Here is a 17,556-nt window from a genome sequence, read left to right as displayed (position 1 = left end):
CGTCGCCCAGGAACTCAACGGCCGACCACGCAAAACGCTCGGCTGGAATACCCCAGCCGAGCGTCTGCGTGATCTACTGACAACCACATAGGCCATCACGTGTTGCGAGGACCCTTAGAAACCGCCCACGACCGGGGCCTTCGTCTTGTTGCGGGGACAGGATTTGAACCTGCGACCTCTGGGTTATGAGCCCAGCGAGCTACCGAACTGCTCCACCCCGCGTCACAAGGATCGAGCTTAGCACGCGCAGGGGGCCGGGTCTCGACACGCGTCTGCCTTCGGCGGCCGCTACTCGACCACCGAAAGCGACCCGGAGCTCAACCCGCTTCGGCTGCGGCGATGGCGCGTTCGATCGCGTCCTGCATGTCTTCGTCGGCTTGAGCCGCGGCGACGAGGTCGTTGCGGGCGTACGCGGCTTCGCGTGCAGCCAGCGCGGTCTGGTAGTCCGCGAGCGCCTGCTGCAGTTCGGTCAGGGTGCCCGGATCGGTCGGCTCCGTCGGCTCCGTCGGGTCGGTCGGATCCGTGGGCACGTCGCCGTCCCCGGCATCCGCTCCCGAGTCGCCGCCGAACAGGGCGTCGAGGGCCGCATCCAGCGTGTCCTCGAAGGCGATCTCGTCGCCGAACGCCACCAGCACCTTCCGCAACAGGGGGTACTGCGTGCCGCCCGAAGACTGCACGTACACCGGCTGCACATAGAGCAGACCGCCGCCGACGGGGAGGGTCAACAGGTTGCCCAGCTGCACCTCCGAGCCGCCCTGGCTGAGCAGGTTGAGATCGCGTCCGACGACGGGGTCGGAGTCGAACTGGTTCTGCACCTGGCCGGGAGCGGGCACGGTGTTGTCCTTCGGCAGGGTCAGCAGCGTGAGCTTTCCGTAGTCCTCCCCCGCGTCGGAGTTGACCGCCAGATAGCCGGTGAGGATGTTCTGGCTTTCGCCCGAGGTGCGGGGGATGTAGGTCGAGTAGAGCGTGAACGCCGGCGCTTCCGTTCCCGGTAGCTGCATTGTCAGGTAGTACGGCGGCTGCGCGACCTCGGTCGCGGTCTCCGTCGGGTCGTCGGGCGTGGTCCACGCGTCGGTGCGGGAGTAGAACTCGATCGGGTTGGTGATGTGGTACGTGGCCAGCACCGAACGCTGCACCTTGAAGAGGTCGGCGGGGTAGCGCACGTGGGCGAGCAGCTCGTCGCTCATCTCGCTCTTCGGCGTGATCGTGCCGGGGTAGATCGCCTCCCAGGTCTTCAGGATCGGGTCTTCCTCGTCCCAGGCGTAGAGCGTCACCGTGCCGTCGTAGGCGTCGACCGTGGCCTTCACCGAGTTGCGGATGTAGTTGATGTCGTCGATCGCGTACGGCTGAGCCGGAGTGTTCGAATCGACGATCGCGCCCGAGAGCGACTGGACGTGCGAGTACGGGTAGCTCGCCGTCGTCGTGTACCCGTCGACGATCCAGAGGATGCGACCGTCGACCACGGCGGGGTAGGCGTCGCTGTCGACGGTCAGATACGGTGCGACGTTCTTGACCCGGTCGATCGGGTTGCGGTCGTAGAGGATCTGCGACGAGTCGTTGACCTGCTCCGAGAGCAGGATCTCTTCGGCCCCGAACTTGATCGCGTACACCAACCGGGTGAAGAGGCCGCCGAGTTGCGGTCCGCCATCCCCGGTGAAGGTCGTGTAGGCGTTGCTCTCGGTCGACCCCGACGGGTAGTCGATCTCGATGTCGTCGTCGGCGCCCTCGGGGCCGCCGACGATCGAGTAGGCCGGCGAGTTCTCGCCGAAGTACACCCGCGGCTCGTATTCGCCCAGCTCGCCCGTGCTGGGGATGCCCGACTCGAGGAACTGCGGCTGGCCCTGAGCGTCACGCTGGTTGCCGTAGGCCGCGACGACGCCATAGCCGTGGGTGTAGACGAGCGCGTTGTTGTACCAGGAGTCGTCCGCGTCCTGATTGAGTTCGCGCACGGCGATGACGGTGTCCTGGGTGTTTCCGTCGATCGTGTAGCGGTCGACGTCGAGGTGCGACTGGAACTGGTAATACTGGCGCACGCGTTCCAGCTGCGCGAAGGTCGGCGAGACCCGAGCCGGGTCGAGAATGCGGATGTTCGCGGTCGTTTCGGCATCTTCGCGCAAGGCACCGGGCTCGGCCACCGACTGGGCGTCGTACTGCTGCACGTCGACGTCGGCGATCCCGTATGCCTGACGGGTCGCATCGATGTTGCGCTCGATGTAGGGCGCTTCGAGCTGGCCGGCGCTCGGCTGCACTTGCAGCCGATCGACGATCGCCGGGTAGATCGACCCGACGACGAGGCCCGCGATGATGAGCAGTGCGGTGCCGATGAGCGGCAACCGCCAGCGGCCGATGATCGCCGTCACGATGCACAGCACCGCGACGATCGCGGCGATGCCGGCGAGAATCGTGAGCCCGGGGATGCGGGCGTTGTCGTCGGCATACGAGACACCGGTGAGGATGTCTTTCTGGTCGGTGAGCGTCGCGTACTGGTCGAGCCAGATGCTCAGCCCCTGCAGCGCGATGTAGATCGCGGCGGTGATCGCGAGCTGGATGCGCGCGCGGCGGGTGATGCGCACCTCGCGGCCGGTCACCTGGATGCCGCCGTAGATGTACGAGGTGGCGAGCGCGGCGAGACCCGCGATCAGCACGACCGCGGACGCATAGGCGACGACCCCGCGGTACAGCGGCAACTCGTAGACGTAGAACGCGATGTCGAGACCGAACTGCGCGTCGACCTCGCCGAACGGGGTGCGGTACAGGAACTGCTGCACCGTCTCCCAGCGGGTCGCCGTCGAGACGCCCATGAACAGGCCGAGCACGAGCGGGATGCCGATCATCGCGACCTTGCGCAGCGGCTCGATGACCTGCTGGTAGCGGTCGAGCTGCGAGTTGAGCTTCGCGTAGACGGGGCGGGCTCGGAAGGCGAGGGCGATGCTCAGCCACACGATGAACGCCATCGCGACGAACCCGACGCCGAACATGACGGCCTGCGACGCCCAGCGGGTGGTGAGCACGCCGAGGAAGCCGAGCTGGTCGAACCACAGCACGTCGCTGTAGAAGCCGGAGAACACGAAGAACGCGATCACCAGCACAGCGACGATCGCTGCCGCGATGGCGACGGCGGCTCGGGTGCGGCTACGGGCGGGCGGGGCGGCGGGGCGGGTCGTCGACAACGTCGGCTCCTTCGATCACCGAAAGCTTACGTGGCGACTGTGGCGACCCGAGTCGGGCGAAGCTCAGCCCTGGGCGAACTCAGCCCCGGGGTACTCAGCCGCAGCGCGCCAACCCGGCGGTGTCGTCGTCGGCGATCGCCTCGACCGCGTCGATCGCGTCGTCGAGGTCGGCGACCGCGAACACCTCGATCCCCGACGGGATGTGCCCGACCACGTCGGCGCAGTTCGACTGCGGGGCGAGGAACCAGTCGGCGCCGGCATCCCGGGCTCCGTACATCTTCTGCACGATCCCGCCGATCGCCCCCACCTGGCCACCGCCGCCGATCGTGCCCGTTCCGGCGATGTGCTCGCCCCCGGTGAGCTCGCCGCGCGTCAGCTTGTCGTAGATGCCGAGGGCGAACATCATGCCCGCACTCGGGCCGCCGACGTTCTCGAGCTGGATGCGCACCTCGATCGGGAAGTCGTACACCGCCGATACGTAGACGCCGATGACGGCCGAGCCGTCCTGCTCAGACGCGACGGGAGCGAGCACGAGCGTCAGTTCCTCGGATCCGCGCCGGACGCCCAACTCGATGTCGGTGCCGACGCCCGCTGCGGCGAGCGCGGCACGCAAGCCGTCGACATCCGCCACCTCGGCGCCGCCCGCCGTGAGGATCTCGTCACCCTCTTCGAGCACCCCCTCGGCCGGCGTGCCCTCGATGACCCCACCTACCGTCAGGACGCTGCCGTAGGCGATGCCGAGCTCCGTCAGCGCCGCCGCGACGGCATCCTGCTGCGACGTGTCCATCGCCGCCGCGCTCTCCTCGTCCGACTCCTCTTCGGTCTGCCCATCCGGGTACACGAGGTCGATCGGCAGCACCGTGCGACTCGGGTCGAACCAGGCCTGCGCCACCTCGAGCCACGACAGCGGGTTCTCGCGCGACCCGTCGACGTACACCGTGAGCAGGTCGAGTTGCCCCGAGGTCGGGTAGGTGGTCTCATCGGGGATCTCGATGAGCGGCACCGGCTCACCGCTCGACCCGTCGACCTCGCCGAGGGTGTCGTACACCGGGCCCGGCCGCTCGACGACATACGGCGACGGAGCGGTCGCGAACAGCACCGTGCCGACGACCGCGGCGATCAGCAGCCCGAACCCGAGGTAGGTGGTCCACGGCGCGACATCGGATGCCGGCGGCCGCTCCCGGGGAGGGCGCTCGGCCGCGAGCAGATCAGACAGTGACACCGGCCATCCTTCGTGTTCGCTTGGGGCGCAGATGAGAGCCGGGCCAAGCCGAGATGCTCGGGCTAGCGTAGTCGTCATGGCCGATAACCCGCCCGCCGACCGCGACCCCGATGGGGGTGAAGACGGCAGCGGCGACGACGGCAGCGAGGAGTTCCGCGACATGCTGCGCGACTTCCTCGCCGGCAACACCGACCTCGACCCGGCGAAGCTGGCGAGCGCCGCCGGTCTGCCCGACGACCCCGAGATGGTGAAGCGGCTCATCGGGCAACTGCAGCAGGCGTTGCAGAACAGCGGCGACGGCATCAACTGGGGTCTCGCCACCGAACAGGCGCGCGCGCTCGCCGCCCGGTCCGCCGTTCCCGCCACCCCTGCCGAACGCAGCTCGATGGAGCAGGCGCTGCACGTCGCCGCGCTCTGGCTCGACGAGGCCACCGCGATCAGCACCCTCACGACCGAACCGGTGCTGCTCACCCGCGCCGGATGGGCCGAAGCCACCATGCCGGTGTGGACCCAGCTCGCCGAACCCGTCGCCAACTCGATCGCCGACGCCCTCACCGAGGTGCTCGAAGACCAGGCCCCCGAAGAGCTCGGCGGCATGCTCGGCGGAGCCGGCAAACTGATGCGCAACATCGGCGGCACCCTGTTCGCGATGCAGCTCGGTCAGGTCGTCGGGCAGCTCGCCGGCGAAGCCGTCTCCGGCGGGGATGTCGGCATCCCCCTGCTCGACGGCGACACCAAGCAGGCCGCCCTCGTGCCGCAGAACGCCGACGCCTTCGGTGCCGGCCTCGACATCCCGATCGACGAGATCCGGCTCTACCTCGCCGTGCGCGAACTCGCCCACGCCCGCCTGTTCCGGCACGCCAAATGGCTGCGGCTGCATCTGCTCACCCAGATCACCGACTTCGCCCGCGGCATCCACATCGACACCTCGCGCCTCGAAGAGCTCGCCGCCGACTTCGACCCGCAGAACCCCGAGGAGCTGCGCGCCGCCGTCACGTCCGGTGCGCTCATCCCGCCGAAGAGCGACGAGCAGCTCGCCGCCCTCGCCCGGCTCGAGACGATGCTCGCCCTCATCGAAGGGTGGGTGGATGTCGTCACCGCCGCCGCCACGACGCGGCTTCCGCACGCTCTCGCCATCGCCGAGACCGTGTGCCGGCGGCGCGCGGCGGGCGGCCCCGCCGAGTCGGCGTTCTCGACCCTCGTCGGACTCGAACTACGGCCCCGACGCCTGCGCGAGGCCGCCGCGATGTGGCAGGCCGTGCACGACGCCGTCGGCGCCGAAGGACGCGACGCGCTGTGGTCGCACCCCGACGTCGTTCCCGGCGAATCCGACATCGACGACCCGGCAGCCCTCGTCGCCCGCGTCTCCGGCGGCGCGTCCGAGCCCGACGACGTCGACCGTGCCTTGGAAGACCTCCTCGCCGACGACTCCGGCGACCGCCCCTCCGAACCCGCGGGTTGAGCGGTCGGCCACCGGTCGTTCACTGAGCAGCCGGTGACCGGCCACCACCCGTCACCTCTGCGTTACGCGCGCTCACTAGCGTTGCCGGCTCCAGCAACCCACTAGTTGAGGAGACTCTTCGTGCGTATTCGCATCTTCGCCGGCGCCGCCATCTGCGCGACGGCGTTCGGACTCATGCCGGCCGCGGCCGGCCACGCCGCCAATGGTCCGATGGGATTCGATCCCATCGACGGAACCCCGTATGCCGACGCGACGGCCGACTGGACGCAGCCGTTCGTGATCCCCCAGGGCTACACCCAGCAGCTTCTCGTGGATGAGACGACGCTCGACATCTACGGCGGCGGCGTCGACGACCTCACCGACATGAACACCGTCAACGAGACCGGCCCGAAGGCGGGCCGCTACCTGTACCGCACGCACGAGGTCGGCACCAACGGCTCGCTTTCGGTCATCGACCTCCAGACGGGCGAGGCGAAGGTCATCGCGCAGGACCCGAGCTGGCGCCGCCTCGACGGGTTGCGCTGGACCCCGTGGGGCACGATCCTGTTTGCCGAGGAGACCGCCGGCGGACACCTGTTCGAAGCCTTCCTCGACCCGAAGGACCCGACGACGATCGTCAAGGTCGAGACCCGCGCCGAGGTGGGCGTCATGCGCCACGAAGGCATCGAGGCGCTCGCCGATGGCACCGTCTTCGTCATCGATGAGCTCAACGGTGGGTCGATCTACAAGTTCGTGCCCACGACGCGAGGCGACCTCTCGGACGGCCAGCTCTACGCCCTCAAGCTCACCGGCCTCGCCGACGCAGCTCAGACGTGGAACGCCGCCACGGTCAACGACAAGGTCGGCGCCTTCGAGTGGGTCGCGCTGGACATGGACCAGGTCGTGGTCGACACGGATGCTGCGGCCAACGCCGTCGCCGCGACCGAGTTCGGTCGCCCCGAAGATGTCGAGGTGATCGGCAGCACCCTCTATGTCGCCAACACGACGGAAGACCGGGTCGTGGCCATCGACCTCAACCGCAACACGCTGTCGAGCTTCGTGCAAGCCGGAAGCAACGTTCCCCTTGAGAATGCGGCGGCCGGTGTCACCGGATTCAACAACCCCGACAACCTCGCACAGGGCCCCGACGGGCGCCTGTGGATCGTCGAGGACAACTACCTCTCGGATGTCTGGGTCGCGGGCCGCGACACCGACCACGACGGAGCCGCCGACTCGGTCGAGCAGTTCGCGTCGCTGAAGGACACCGGCGCAGAGATCTCGGGGATCTACTTCGGCAAGGACCCGAAGACGCTGTTCCTCAACGTGCAGCACCCCGACAAGGCGCAGGCCGACGGCACCTGGACGATCACGCAGCGCTAGAGGTAGGAGGGACGGGCGCCCCGCGCCCCCGGTAACTCGGGGTCGGAGTGGGGGGGAAGCGACCTCCGAGTGAAGAGAGCGGGGACCCCTACCCCGATTCACTCGGAGATCGCTTCCCCCCACTCCTGTGGATGACGTCCGGTGCGGGTCACCCCGGGTTGGCATTCTGGCGGGCATGGTGTTGCGTCTCGACTCGCGGTGGCCGCTGTTGTGGCGCTCGCCGACGAGCGTGCAGTTCGGGTCGGACGAGCCTGCGGCCGTCCTCTCCGAGGTTTCGGAGGGGGAGGATCGGTTGATCGCGACGCTCGCTGCCGGGATCTCGGAGACGGGGTTCGCGATGCTGGCCGAGTCGCTGGGGGTTTCCGCCGATCGGTCCCAAGCTCTCCTTGAGGTGTTGGCGCCGGTTCTTGAGCGCGAGGGGGAGGCGCCGTCGCGGGTCGCCGCGGTTCTGGGGGAATCGGCGCTGGCGCGGTCGGTCGCGGCACTGTTGTCGGCCTCGAGGGCGTTGGGGTCGCCAGAGGATGCGGCGGTCGTCGTGCTGGTGGCGGATTGGGTCGTGGCGCCGGCGGATCACCTGCGGTGGCTGAACCGGGATGTGCCGCATCTTCCGGTCGTCGTGGGGGAACGGGCGATCACGGTGGGGCCGTTCGTCGAGCCGGGGGCCGGGCCGTGCCTGTACTGCGTGCACCTCGCCCGGGTCGACGCCGATCCGGCGTGGCTGGCGATCGCGACGCAGCTGCTCGGGCGGGCGGCTCGCGAAGCGGGCGCGCTCGAGGTGGCCGAGGCGGCGACGTTCGTGACCCGCAGGGTGCTGGCCCGGCTCGATGCGAACCACCACGATGACGACAGCGGGATGTCGTGGCGGCTCGACGGCGACGGTGCGGTCAGCGCGCGCGAGTGGGGGCGGCATCCCGACTGCCGGTGCGCAGTTCCTGTAGGAACCGACTGGGCTGCCGTTCCCGATCACGCTGACCGCGCCGCGCCCACGACAGCGTCAGCCGTCGGCGCGCCCGTGTGATGCCGACGTAGAACAGGCGGCGTTCCTCGTCGACGGCCGCTTCGCCGCGGGCGTGCGACACCGGCAGCAGCCCCTCGGCGAGGCCGACGAGGTAGACCGACTCCCACTCGAGGCCCTTCGCCGAGTGCAGCGTGCCGAGCACGACGGCGCTCATCGGCAGCTCGCCCTTGGCCTGCTCGCGGTCGTCGAGTTCGGCCGCGAACCGGGCGAGCGTCACGTCCTCGGGTGTGGCTTCGGCGAACCGCACGATCGCGTCGAGCCCCGCCCAGTCCTGCGGGGCGAGTCGCGAGTGCGAACGGTCGACCGTCCACCCGGCCGCCCGGGCGGTGTCGGCCACGAAGCCGCGCACGGGATCGTCGGGAAAGCGCTGCGCCTGCACCGCGAGGGCCGAGGTGAGTTTGCGCACCGCCGGGATCTCGAAGAACGGCGTGCCGGCGAGCGATCGCGTGACGATGCCGCGTGCGCCGAGGGCATCCTCGAAGGCACGCGCCTGGTCGTTGACGCGATGCAGCACGGCGATCTGCTCCGGCGCCGTTCCGGCGGCGAGTTCGGCGACGACCGCCTCGGCGACGCCCGCGGCCTCGGCGGCATCGTCGTCGTAGGCGATCGGCTCGGACACCACCCCGCGCACGGCGGTCGCCGCCCGCAGGTCGAGGGCTCCGGGCCGGCCGCGCATCAGCCGGTTGGCGAGGTCGAGCACCTGCGGGGCCGACCGGTAGTTGCGTTCCAGCCGCACGATCTCGGCACCCGGATGGTCGCGCTCGAAGCCCAGCAGGTAGGCGCTCGACGCTCCCGCGAAGGTGTAGATCGTCTGGTTGGCGTCGCCGACGACGCACAGGTCGGTGCGATCGCCGAGCCACAGCTTCAGCAGCCGATGCTGCAGCGGCGAGACATCCTGGAACTCGTCGACCACGAAGTGCCGGTACTGGGTGCGCACCCGCTCGCGGGCGATCGGCTCCGAGTCGAGCATCCCGCAGGCGACGAGCAGCACGTCCTCGAAGTCGATGCGGCGGCGCTCATCCTTGAGCTCTTCGTACTGCTGCTGCACCTCCGCGACCGCGTCGGCATCCAGCCCTCGCGGCAGCGGTCGCCCGCGCGCCGCCGTCACGTAACCCTCGATGCTCAACTCGGAGGTCTTGCGCCACTCGATCTCGCCCGCGACATCCCGCACCGCGCCCGGGCCGAGCCGCATCTTCGCGCGTTCCGCCGCTTCGACGATGTAGCGCGACTTGTTGTCGAGCAGGCGGGGCGCCGAACCGCCGACCAGGTCGGGCCAGAAGTAGCCGAGCTGCGCGAGCGCCTCGGCGTGGAAGGTGCGCACCACCGCCCCCGGGGCGCCGAGCACCCGCAGCCGGTGCCGCAGCTCCCCCGCCGCCTTCGAGGTGAACGTGAGGGCGAGCAGGGTGCCGGGCGAGTAGACGCCCTCCTGGATGCCGTGCGCGATGCGGTGGGTGATCGCCCGGGTCTTGCCGGTGCCCGCTCCCGCGAGGATGCAGACCGGGCCGAGCAGCGTCTCGGCGGCGTGCCGTTGTTCGGCGTCGAGACCGTCGAGGATGTCGCTGGTGCTCATGCCCTCGACCCGTCGGCGATCTCGCCCCCGTACCAGTGCTCGATGATCGCCCGCGCGATCGACGTCGGGCCGGGCAGCAGCACCTCGCCGGCCTCGACCGCGGCGGTGAGTTCGGCGCGGCTGAACCAGCGCTGCGCGATGATCTCCTCGCCGTCGGGGCGACCCGTCGTGTCAGCGCCGGGCGCGACGCGCGCCTCGAACCCGACCATGAGCGATGCCGGGAACGGCCAGGGCTGACTGCCGAGGTACTGCGGATGTTCCACCCGCACCCCCGACTCCTCGAACACCTCGCGGATGACGGCGGCCTCGAGCGACTCCCCCGGTTCGACGAATCCGGCGAGCAGCGAGAAGCGGTTCGCCTCCCACGACGCGTTCGATCCGAGCAGCAGCCGGTCGTCGTCATCCAGCACCCCGACGATCACCGCGGCGTCGGTGCGCGGGAAGAACTCCTTGCCGGTCTCATCGCGACGCACCCATCCGGCCTGCGCGGGCTGGGTCTCGACCCCGGCGACCGGCGAGAACCGCGAGACGGTGTGCCAGTTCAGGATGGCGAGCGCCTGCGTGAACAGGCCGGCGTCGCGTTCGTCGAGCCGCGCCCCGATGCGGCGCAGGTCGCCCCACTGTGCCGGCCCGGCGGGGATGTCGTCGAGTTCGTCGAAGCCGTCGGTGGAGTCGACGGCGAGCGCGACGATCGGGGTGCCCTGCGGCAGATCGGCGGCGGCAGTCGTCGTGCGTCCCAGGTACACCGCGAGCGCCGCCTGCGGCACCACCGACGGCGGCAGGATCGCGAGCGTCGTCGGAGTGGCGAGCAGCGCGCGTCCCTCGTGCAACACGATCGCGCGGGTGCGGGCATCGTCGAGCAGTGCGTCGATGCCACCCGCTCGGCTCAGATGGTCGCGATCGAGGGCCGCCCGTGACAGCGGCAGCCGCGACGAGAAGCTACTGAGAGCGGGAGTGTCGGACATCCGGACTCCCTTCGGCCCGACCTACCCTGTGGACATGGCCAGATCCCATCTCACTCTAGCGGCGCTCGCAACGTCCGCCGTGGCGGACCTGGACCTCGTCGGCGCCCAGAGCTTCGGCTCCCCCGGCGGCGACTTCGACGCCGCCCTCCTCACCGGACGCGACGGCCGGCACTGGGTGATCCGCGTGCCCCGCAGCGAACGCGCGGAGCAGGAGCAGTCCGCCGACCTCATCGCGCTGCGCGCCCTCAGCGCCGGCGTGCGGGCCCGGCTGCCGTTCACCGTCTCCACCTTCGCCGGGCAGGTGCCCATCGACGGCACCCGCGCCGTCGTCTCGGAGTTCGTCTACGGCTCCAAGGTGCCGCTGGGTTCGATGACCATCGAGCTGGCGGCATCCATCGGATCGGCCGTCGCCGCCATCCACGCCCTGCCGCCCAACGTCGTCATCGACGCCGGGCTGCCCGCGCAATCCCCCGTCGAATCGCTGCGCGCCGTCGTCGCCGTCATGGACCGCGCCGCCGCCACCGGGCTCGTGCCCGCCGCACTGCTCAGCCGCTGGGAGCGCGCGAGCGAAGAAGCGACCCTCTGGCAGTTCACCCCCGCCGTCATCAACGGGGCGCTCAGCTCGGACTCGTTCCTGTCGGCCAACGACGACGTCACCGGGATGCTCGGCTGGCACGCCCTCCGCGTCGGCGACCCCGCCGCCGATCTGCAGTGGCTCGCCGGCGCCTCACTCGACGTCGCCGACTCCGCGTTCGCCGCCTACTCCCGCGTGCGCGGAGCCGTCGACCGGCAGCTGCGGCAGCGCGCGTCGCTGCTCTCCGAACTCGAAGTGGCGAAGTGGCTGCTGCACGGCACCGAGACCCGCTCCACCGAGGTCGTCGACGACGCCGTCGGGATGCTCTCCGCCCTCGTCGACGAAACGCAGCGCGACCTCATGAACCCGATCGGCGGGCCTCAGGTGCCGTTGGGGGTCACCGAAGTCGAAGCGTTGCTCGAGCGCACGTCGCGTCTTCGCTGAGTCGCAGCAAGTTGCTCCGCCGAATCCGCGTTGCTCCGCAAGAATCTCGCGGAGTAGGGCGGATTCGGCGGAGCAAACCCCTCAACGCACCATGCGGATTTCGGCGAGGTTCTCCCAGTCGGGAGCGACCTTGCGGGTGCCGTCGAGGGTGAAGCCGTTACGGCGATAGAAGGCAATCGCCCTCGGGTTGCCCTCGGCGACCCAGAGGAATGCCGGGCGGTCGCTGACGACGGCGTCGAGCAGCGCCTGACCGGTGCCCGAGCCGTGGGCGCGGGCGTACTGGTAGATGAACCACAGTTGGAGGTCGCGCGGAGGATCGGGTTCGTCCTCGAAGGGTGTCGACGCGCACGCGAAGCCGACGACATCCCCGTCGATTTCAGCCACGACGACCGGGGTGCCGTTCTCTATCGACGCGCGGATTCGAGCGGGGTTCGAAGTCATCTGCTCGAGGAAACCCGCGCTCAGCAGGTGGGCGTAGGTCTCGCGCCAGCCGGTCAGGCGGATGTCAGCGATCCTTTCCGCGTCGTCGGGGACGGCGGGGCGGACAGTGATCACGGCTCAGACCAGCTCGGTTGCCAGATGCCGCACGGCGGCTTCGAGGGCGTCGATCGCGAGGGCGACGTCATCCTCGCGCACCGACTCGTCGGCGTGGTGGCTGATGCCGCCCGCGCAGCGCACGAACAGCATCCCGATGTCGGTGAGGTCGGCGACGGCCATCGCGTCGTGTCCGGCGATGCTCACCAGATCGATCGGGCTCTCGTCGCCGGTGGTGCGGATGCCGGCGGCGATCGCCTCCCGCAGGTGCGGGGCACACGGCGCCTCGGGGGCGATGTGGGTCGAGGCGAACTCCAGGTCGAGGCCGCGGTGCACAGCGATGTGCTGCAGCTCGTGTCGGATGAGACCCCAGGTGGCGTCGCGGCGGTTCGCGGTGGCGTCGCGCAGGTCGAGGCTGAACTCCGCGAACCCGGGGATGACGTTGACGGCGTCGGGCTCCACCCGGATGCGGCCGACCGTTGCGTGGCTGCCCTGGTCACGCGCGATGCGTTCGACCGCGACGATGCCCTCGCTGGCGCCGAGCAGGGCGTCGTGCCGCAACTCCCACGGGGTCGCCGAGTGCCGGGCCTCGCCGCGGAACGAGATCATCCGCCGCTCCGCCGCCGCGATCGTCGTGACGACGCCGAGGGCGCGGTCGAGATCCTCGAGCCGCGGACCCTGCTCGATGTGGCATTCCAGGTAGCCGACGAGCGACCCCGGCGGCCGTGCCGCGGCGCCGATGTTCTCGGGGATGAGCCCGAACGTCGTCGCCGCCTCCCGCAGCGAGACGCCATCGGCATCGTGCAGGTCGAGCCAGGCATCCTGCCACCCGCCGGCGAGCGCACGCGACCCGAGCAGCGTCGTGCCGAACCGCGTGCCCTCCTCGTCGCCGAACGCGACGACTTCGAGGGCGAACGGCAGCTCGGCATCCCGCAGCCGGTCGGCCACCTCGATCGCGACCAGAACACCGAGGATGCCGTCGTAGCGCCCCGCGCCGGGCACGGTGTCGAGGTGGGAACCCAGCAGCAGCGCGGGCCGCTCGTCGTCGTCGATCTGTCGCCGCCCGCACACGTTGGCCGCCTCGTCGGGCCAGGAGCGCAGCCCGGCTTCGCGCATCCACGCGGCGGCGATCGCGTTCACCCGGGACTGCTCGGGCGTGAGGTAGGCGCGCAGGATGCCGTCATCCCACGCCGAGTGGAGGCTCAGTTCGTCGGCGCGAGCGAGGACGCGGGCGGCGGTCACAACCCGTAACTCTCGAGCGCCGCGTCGGTGCCCGCACCCGCCGCCACCTTCGCGCCCGCCCGCCGCAGGACCTGCTCGAGCGCGGCGAGGGTGGTGAGCACGGCATCCTTGCGCGCGTTGTAGCCCATCACGCCGACGCGCCACACCTTGCCGTGCAAGGGCCCGAACGAGGTGCCGATCTCGATGCCGTAATCGGCCATCAGAGTCGCCCGCACGCCGTCGGGGTCGACCCCGTCGGGGATGTGCACGCCGATGACGTTGTTCATGCGCACGCTCTGGTCGCCGAACAGCTTCAACCCGGTGGCGACGAGTCCCGCGGTCATCGCGGCGCCGTGCACACGGTGGCGCTCGACGGCGTTCTCGACGCCCTCCTCGAGCAGGATGCGGGCGCACTCCCGCGCGCCGTAGAGCATCGTCGTCGCCTCGGTGTGGTGGTTCAGGCGCTTCGGCCCCCAGTAGTCGAGGATCTGCGCGAGGTCGAAGTAGTTGCTGCGGATCGGCGCGGCGAGCACCGGATCGCCTTCGGTGCGGATGCCCGCCTCCACCGACTTGCGCGCCTCGATGATCGCGACGGCCCGGTCGGAGAGGGTGATCGGCGACGACCCGGACGACCCGGCGAGGCACTTCTGCAGCCCGGCGGTGGCGGCATCCACCCCCCACGCGTCGGCGAGGAAGGTGTTGCCGCCGAGACTGGCCGTCACGTCGGTGTAGAGCAGAGCGCCGTGCTTCGCGGCGAGCGCCCCGAGCTCGTCGAGCGGCTGGGCGACGGTGGTGCTGGTGTCGCCGTGCACGATGGCGAGCAGCTTCGGCTTCACCGTGCTGAGCGCCTTCTCGATCTCGGCGGGCGTGAACACCGTGCCCCACTCGCGTTCGATGACGTGAACCTCGGCGCCGCAGCGTTCCGCGATCTCGCGCAGCAGGCTCCCGAAGCGCCCGAAGACCGGCACGAGCACCTTGTCGCCCGGTTCGAGCAGCGACACGAAGACCGCCTCGATACCCGCCCGGGCGGTGCCATCGACGAGCAGCGTCGCGGCGTTGCGGGTCTGGAACACCCCGCGGAACAGCTCCTGCGTCTCGGCCATGTAGCCCGTCATCGCCGGGTCGTACTGCCCGACGAGCTGGGCGGACATCGCCCGCAGAACCCGGGGATCCGCGGTGATCGGCCCCGGCCCCATCAGCAGTCGGGCGGGCGGGTCGATCTGGTTCGCGGTCACCCCCTCAGGATGCCACCCCGGCGTTTCGCGCGGATAACGTGGGGTAATGGCACTCGAACTGCGAGCGGCGACTGAGGCCGACATCCCCCGCATCGCCGAGATCTGGGGGCCGGCCTGGCGCGACGGGCATCTCGGCGGCGTGCCCGACGAACTGGTGCGGATGCGCACCCCCGAGAACTTCGTGCAGCGCTCGGCGGCCCTCCATCCGAACGCGACGCTCGCCGTGCTCGACGGATCGACGGTCGGGTTCGTCGCGGTGCGCGACGACGAGATCGACCAGCTGTTCGTGGATGCCGCCGCCCGCGGGGCCGGGATCGCCGACGCCCTGCTGCGGGCGGGCGAACAGCAGATCGCCGCGGCGGGCCACCCGGGTGCGTGGCTCGCCGTCGTAGCGACGAACGCCCGGGCCCGACGGTTCTACGAGCGCAACGGCTGGAGCGACGGCGGAGAGTTCAGCTACACCACCGACGCCCCCGACGGCACCATCGAGGTGCCCTGCCGGCGCTACGTGAAGCAGCTCTCGGCCTAGCCTCTTCCGGCGAAGAGTGCCGCGAGGTCGACGAGGGCGAGATCGCTGCCGCGTGGGCCGACGAGGCAGAGGCCCACCGGCTCGGGCACCTCCAGCACCGGAACCGAGAGGCCGGGCCGACCGGTGATGCCGGCGATCGCGGTGAGGCGCAGGGTCGCGCCGCGCACGGCATCCAGAACCTCCGCGGACGCGTCGACTGACGGGGCGGCCGAGGATGCCGACGGCACGAGCAGCACCCGGTCGCCGAGGATGCCGTCGAGGCGCTCGCGGTGGGCGGCGAGGGCCGCTCGGGCTTCGGCCTCCTGCTGCGCGGTGACCGTCGCCGCGAATTCGAAACGTTCCTTCGTGCCGGGGCCCACGGCATCCGGATGTCCCGCGACCCAGCCGCCGTCGGAATCCCATGCTTCGGCGGCCTGCGTCACCCGGAACGCCTCGAACATCGCGGTCGGGTCGCCGAGGTCGATCTCCTCGACATCGAGGCCCTCGATGGCGCGCGCGAACGCCTCGCGCACTCCCGGTTCGGCCAGCGCGACGAGACCGGGGTCGACGACGAAGCCGCCCGGGTCGACGGTGGTGTGGCCGAGGGCGACTTCGACGACGCGGTGCAAGGTGGCGGCGTCGCGGGTCAGCCAGCCGACGGTGTCGAACGTCGGCGCGAGCGGCCAGACACCCGCGAGCGGCACCGCACCGTGCGTCGTGCGCAGACCCCACAGGCCCTGGTAGGACGCGGGCACCCGCACCGATCCCGCGGTGTCGGTGCCGAGGCCGATGCTCGCTTCGCCCAGTGCGACGGCGGAGGCGGGTCCGCTCGAGGAGCCGCCCGGGAGGCCGCCGGGCACGGCGGGGTTCGGCGGAGGCCCGTAGTGCGGGTTGGCTCCGGCGATCGAGTACGCGAACTCGTCGGTCTGGGCGATGCCTTGGATGTCGGCGCCGGCTTCGAGCAACTGCGACACCGCGGGTGCCGTGCCGACCTCGAGCGTCGCCTCGGCGAGGAACGTCGGGTTGCCGACCCCGACCGCGAAGCCTTCGATCTCGTAGAGGTCCTTCACGGCGACGGTCTCGCCGGCGAGCGGACCCTCCGGCGCTCCCGCCACGAGGGGGGCGCCGAGTTCACGCCAGACGCTCGAGTTCATCCGAAGTCCTTCTTCCTGATGCGCGCGTGCACACCCGTGACGCGGTCGACGACCTGCGAGATGTCGAAGTCGGTCGCCGCGGAGAGGTACGCGTAGGCGTGCTCCTCATCCATGTCGTACCCGCCGACGAGGAACGCGATGGCCGCGCGCACGGCCTTCTTCATCGACTCACGGAGGTCTTCGTCGAGCCCGGTCGGCACCCAGTACTCGGGCGTCTCGACGACGGGGCCGTACCGGTGCACGAACGGCGCGAAGTCGTCGTCGGCCGGCACGATCCGGAACCGCAGAGTGGCGCGCAGCGACGCCTCCATCGCGGTGAGTGCCACCTCGCCGTCGCCTTGCGCGAAGTGCGGATCGCCGACGTACGCGAGAGCGCCGGGCACGAGCACCGGCAGGTAGAGGGTGCTGCCGACGGTCAGCAGGTTGATGTCGATGTTGCCGCCGTGCATCCCCGGTGGCACCGAGTGCGGTCGCTCGTCGCCCGGCACGGCGACCCCCATCGTGCCGAGGAACGGGTTCGCCGGGAAGCGCACCCGCTCGGCGGCGCCTTCTCGCAGCGGTATGGATGCTGTTTGCCCGACTTCGTGCCTATCTGGCGTCTCGAAGGCACGATCTTGGGCAGATAGCCGATCATCGGGGGCATCGAGGGTCGCGAAGATGCTGACGGTGGCGTCGCCGCGGGGGAACTCTCCGGGGAGGGCGCCGCGGCCGTGCCGGTTGGAGATGACGCCGTACGGCACCCGCGGCAGCAGCTCGACGACCTCGATCGCGAGGAGGTCGCCGGGCTGGGCCCCGCGCACGAAGATCGGGCCGGTGACGACGTGCGGGCCGTCGTCCGGGTTGCGCGTCCGGGTGGTCGTGAGGGCGACGGCATCCCGAAGCACATCGTCGGGGGCGACGCCGTGCGCCGCGAAGAACGCGATCGGGTCGGATCCCTGATCGTCGAGCACCCCCTCGTGGCTGATCGTGTCGATCGTGACCTCGACGCCGGGGTCGACCTCGAGCACGGGTGCGTCGGACGCGCAGGGCAGTCGACCCCAGAACACCGTCTCCGGGTCAGCCGGCAGGTACACGCCACGCATCGGCCCTTCGCCGGGCTGGAGGATCGCGGTCATCACCC

At 70.5% G+C, this 17,556-nt stretch carries 13 protein-coding genes and 1 tRNA gene; 4 read left to right on the top strand and 10 right to left on the bottom strand.

Annotated elements, in window-relative coordinates; genetic code table 11:
* Positions 1 to 148 precede the first annotated feature (148 nt).
* The 3 genes from IE173_RS08530 to IE173_RS08520 all read right to left on the bottom strand — a co-directional run bounded on the left by IE173_RS08530 (position 149) and on the right by IE173_RS08520 (position 4,392).
* Positions 149 to 222 (bottom strand) — tRNA-Met (locus IE173_RS08530).
* A 95-nt stretch (positions 223 to 317) separates the two neighbouring features.
* Positions 318 to 3,170, bottom strand: coding sequence for a UPF0182 family membrane protein (locus IE173_RS08525; protein WP_229841979.1), 2,853 nt, complete (start codon positions 3,168 to 3,170; stop codon positions 318 to 320).
* Positions 3,171 to 3,264: 94 nt separating this feature from the next.
* Positions 3,265 to 4,392, bottom strand: coding sequence for a YlbL family protein (locus tag IE173_RS08520; protein WP_229841978.1), 1,128 nt, complete (start codon positions 4,390 to 4,392; stop codon positions 3,265 to 3,267).
* 76 nt (positions 4,393 to 4,468) lie between these two features.
* Here IE173_RS08520 and IE173_RS08515 point away from each other — a divergent pair, with 76 nt between their 5' ends.
* Both IE173_RS08515 and IE173_RS08510 read left to right on the top strand, forming a co-directional pair.
* Complete coding sequence (locus IE173_RS08515) at positions 4,469 to 5,854, top strand: zinc-dependent metalloprotease (protein WP_191283010.1); 1,386 nt, start codon at positions 4,469 to 4,471, stop codon at positions 5,852 to 5,854.
* Between the two features lie 120 nt (positions 5,855 to 5,974).
* Complete coding sequence (locus tag IE173_RS08510) at positions 5,975 to 7,213, top strand: alkaline phosphatase PhoX (protein ID WP_229841977.1); 1,239 nt, start codon at positions 5,975 to 5,977, stop codon at positions 7,211 to 7,213.
* A gap of 884 nt (positions 7,214 to 8,097) precedes the next feature.
* Here IE173_RS08510 and IE173_RS08505 read toward each other — a convergent pair.
* Positions 8,098 to 9,801, bottom strand: coding sequence for an ATP-dependent helicase (locus IE173_RS08505; RefSeq protein ID WP_191283009.1), 1,704 nt, complete (start codon positions 9,799 to 9,801; stop codon positions 8,098 to 8,100).
* Positions 9,798 to 10,766 (bottom strand): NAD(+) diphosphatase, encoded by a 969-nt coding sequence (gene nudC / locus IE173_RS08500; RefSeq protein ID WP_191283008.1) that lies wholly within the window; start codon positions 10,764 to 10,766, stop codon positions 9,798 to 9,800. Before nudC ends, IE173_RS08505 begins: the two co-directional genes overlap by 4 nt.
* Before the next feature lie 34 nt (positions 10,767 to 10,800).
* On the opposite strand from nudC, the gene IE173_RS08495 reads away from it, so the two are divergent.
* Positions 10,801 to 11,784 (top strand): phosphotransferase, encoded by a 984-nt coding sequence (locus IE173_RS08495; protein WP_191283007.1) that lies wholly within the window; start codon positions 10,801 to 10,803, stop codon positions 11,782 to 11,784.
* Between the two features lie 81 nt (positions 11,785 to 11,865).
* On the opposite strand, the gene IE173_RS08490 is transcribed toward IE173_RS08495, so the two are convergent.
* From IE173_RS08490 to IE173_RS08480, 3 genes are read right to left on the bottom strand one after another with little or no spacing between them, the layout of a single operon-like run.
* Complete coding sequence (locus IE173_RS08490) at positions 11,866 to 12,339, bottom strand: GNAT family N-acetyltransferase (RefSeq protein ID WP_191283006.1); 474 nt, start codon at positions 12,337 to 12,339, stop codon at positions 11,866 to 11,868.
* Between the two features lie 3 nt (positions 12,340 to 12,342).
* Complete coding sequence (locus tag IE173_RS08485) at positions 12,343 to 13,560, bottom strand: Zn-dependent hydrolase (RefSeq protein ID WP_191283005.1); 1,218 nt, start codon at positions 13,558 to 13,560, stop codon at positions 12,343 to 12,345.
* Positions 13,557 to 14,774, bottom strand: coding sequence for a pyridoxal-phosphate-dependent aminotransferase family protein (locus IE173_RS08480; RefSeq protein WP_308433091.1), 1,218 nt, complete (start codon positions 14,772 to 14,774; stop codon positions 13,557 to 13,559). The genes IE173_RS08485 and IE173_RS08480 overlap by 4 nt, the downstream gene beginning before the upstream one ends.
* A 46-nt stretch (positions 14,775 to 14,820) precedes the next feature.
* On the opposite strand from IE173_RS08480, the gene IE173_RS08475 reads away from it, so the two are divergent.
* Positions 14,821 to 15,303 (top strand): GNAT family N-acetyltransferase, encoded by a 483-nt coding sequence (locus tag IE173_RS08475; protein WP_191283004.1) that lies wholly within the window; start codon positions 14,821 to 14,823, stop codon positions 15,301 to 15,303.
* Here the strand turns inward: IE173_RS08475 and IE173_RS08470 are convergent.
* Together IE173_RS08470 and IE173_RS08465 are read right to left on the bottom strand one after the other, a co-directional pair.
* Positions 15,300 to 16,436, bottom strand: a complete 1,137-nt coding sequence (locus IE173_RS08470; RefSeq protein WP_191283003.1) for an amidase family protein — start codon at positions 16,434 to 16,436, stop codon at positions 15,300 to 15,302. The genes IE173_RS08475 and IE173_RS08470 overlap by 4 nt on opposite strands.
* Positions 16,433 to 17,551, bottom strand: a complete 1,119-nt coding sequence (locus tag IE173_RS08465; RefSeq protein WP_191283002.1) for an acetamidase/formamidase family protein — start codon at positions 17,549 to 17,551, stop codon at positions 16,433 to 16,435. Before IE173_RS08465 ends, IE173_RS08470 begins: the two co-directional genes overlap by 4 nt.
* Positions 17,552 to 17,556 lie beyond the last annotated feature (5 nt).

The sequence above is a fragment of the Pseudolysinimonas yzui genome (assembly GCF_014653215.1).
In the GTDB taxonomy this organism is placed as follows: Bacteria; Actinomycetota; Actinomycetes; order Actinomycetales; family Microbacteriaceae; genus Pseudolysinimonas_A; species Pseudolysinimonas_A yzui.
The sequence above is the reverse complement of the archived record's forward strand: the minus strand, read 5'-3'. Positions and strand labels throughout refer to the sequence as shown.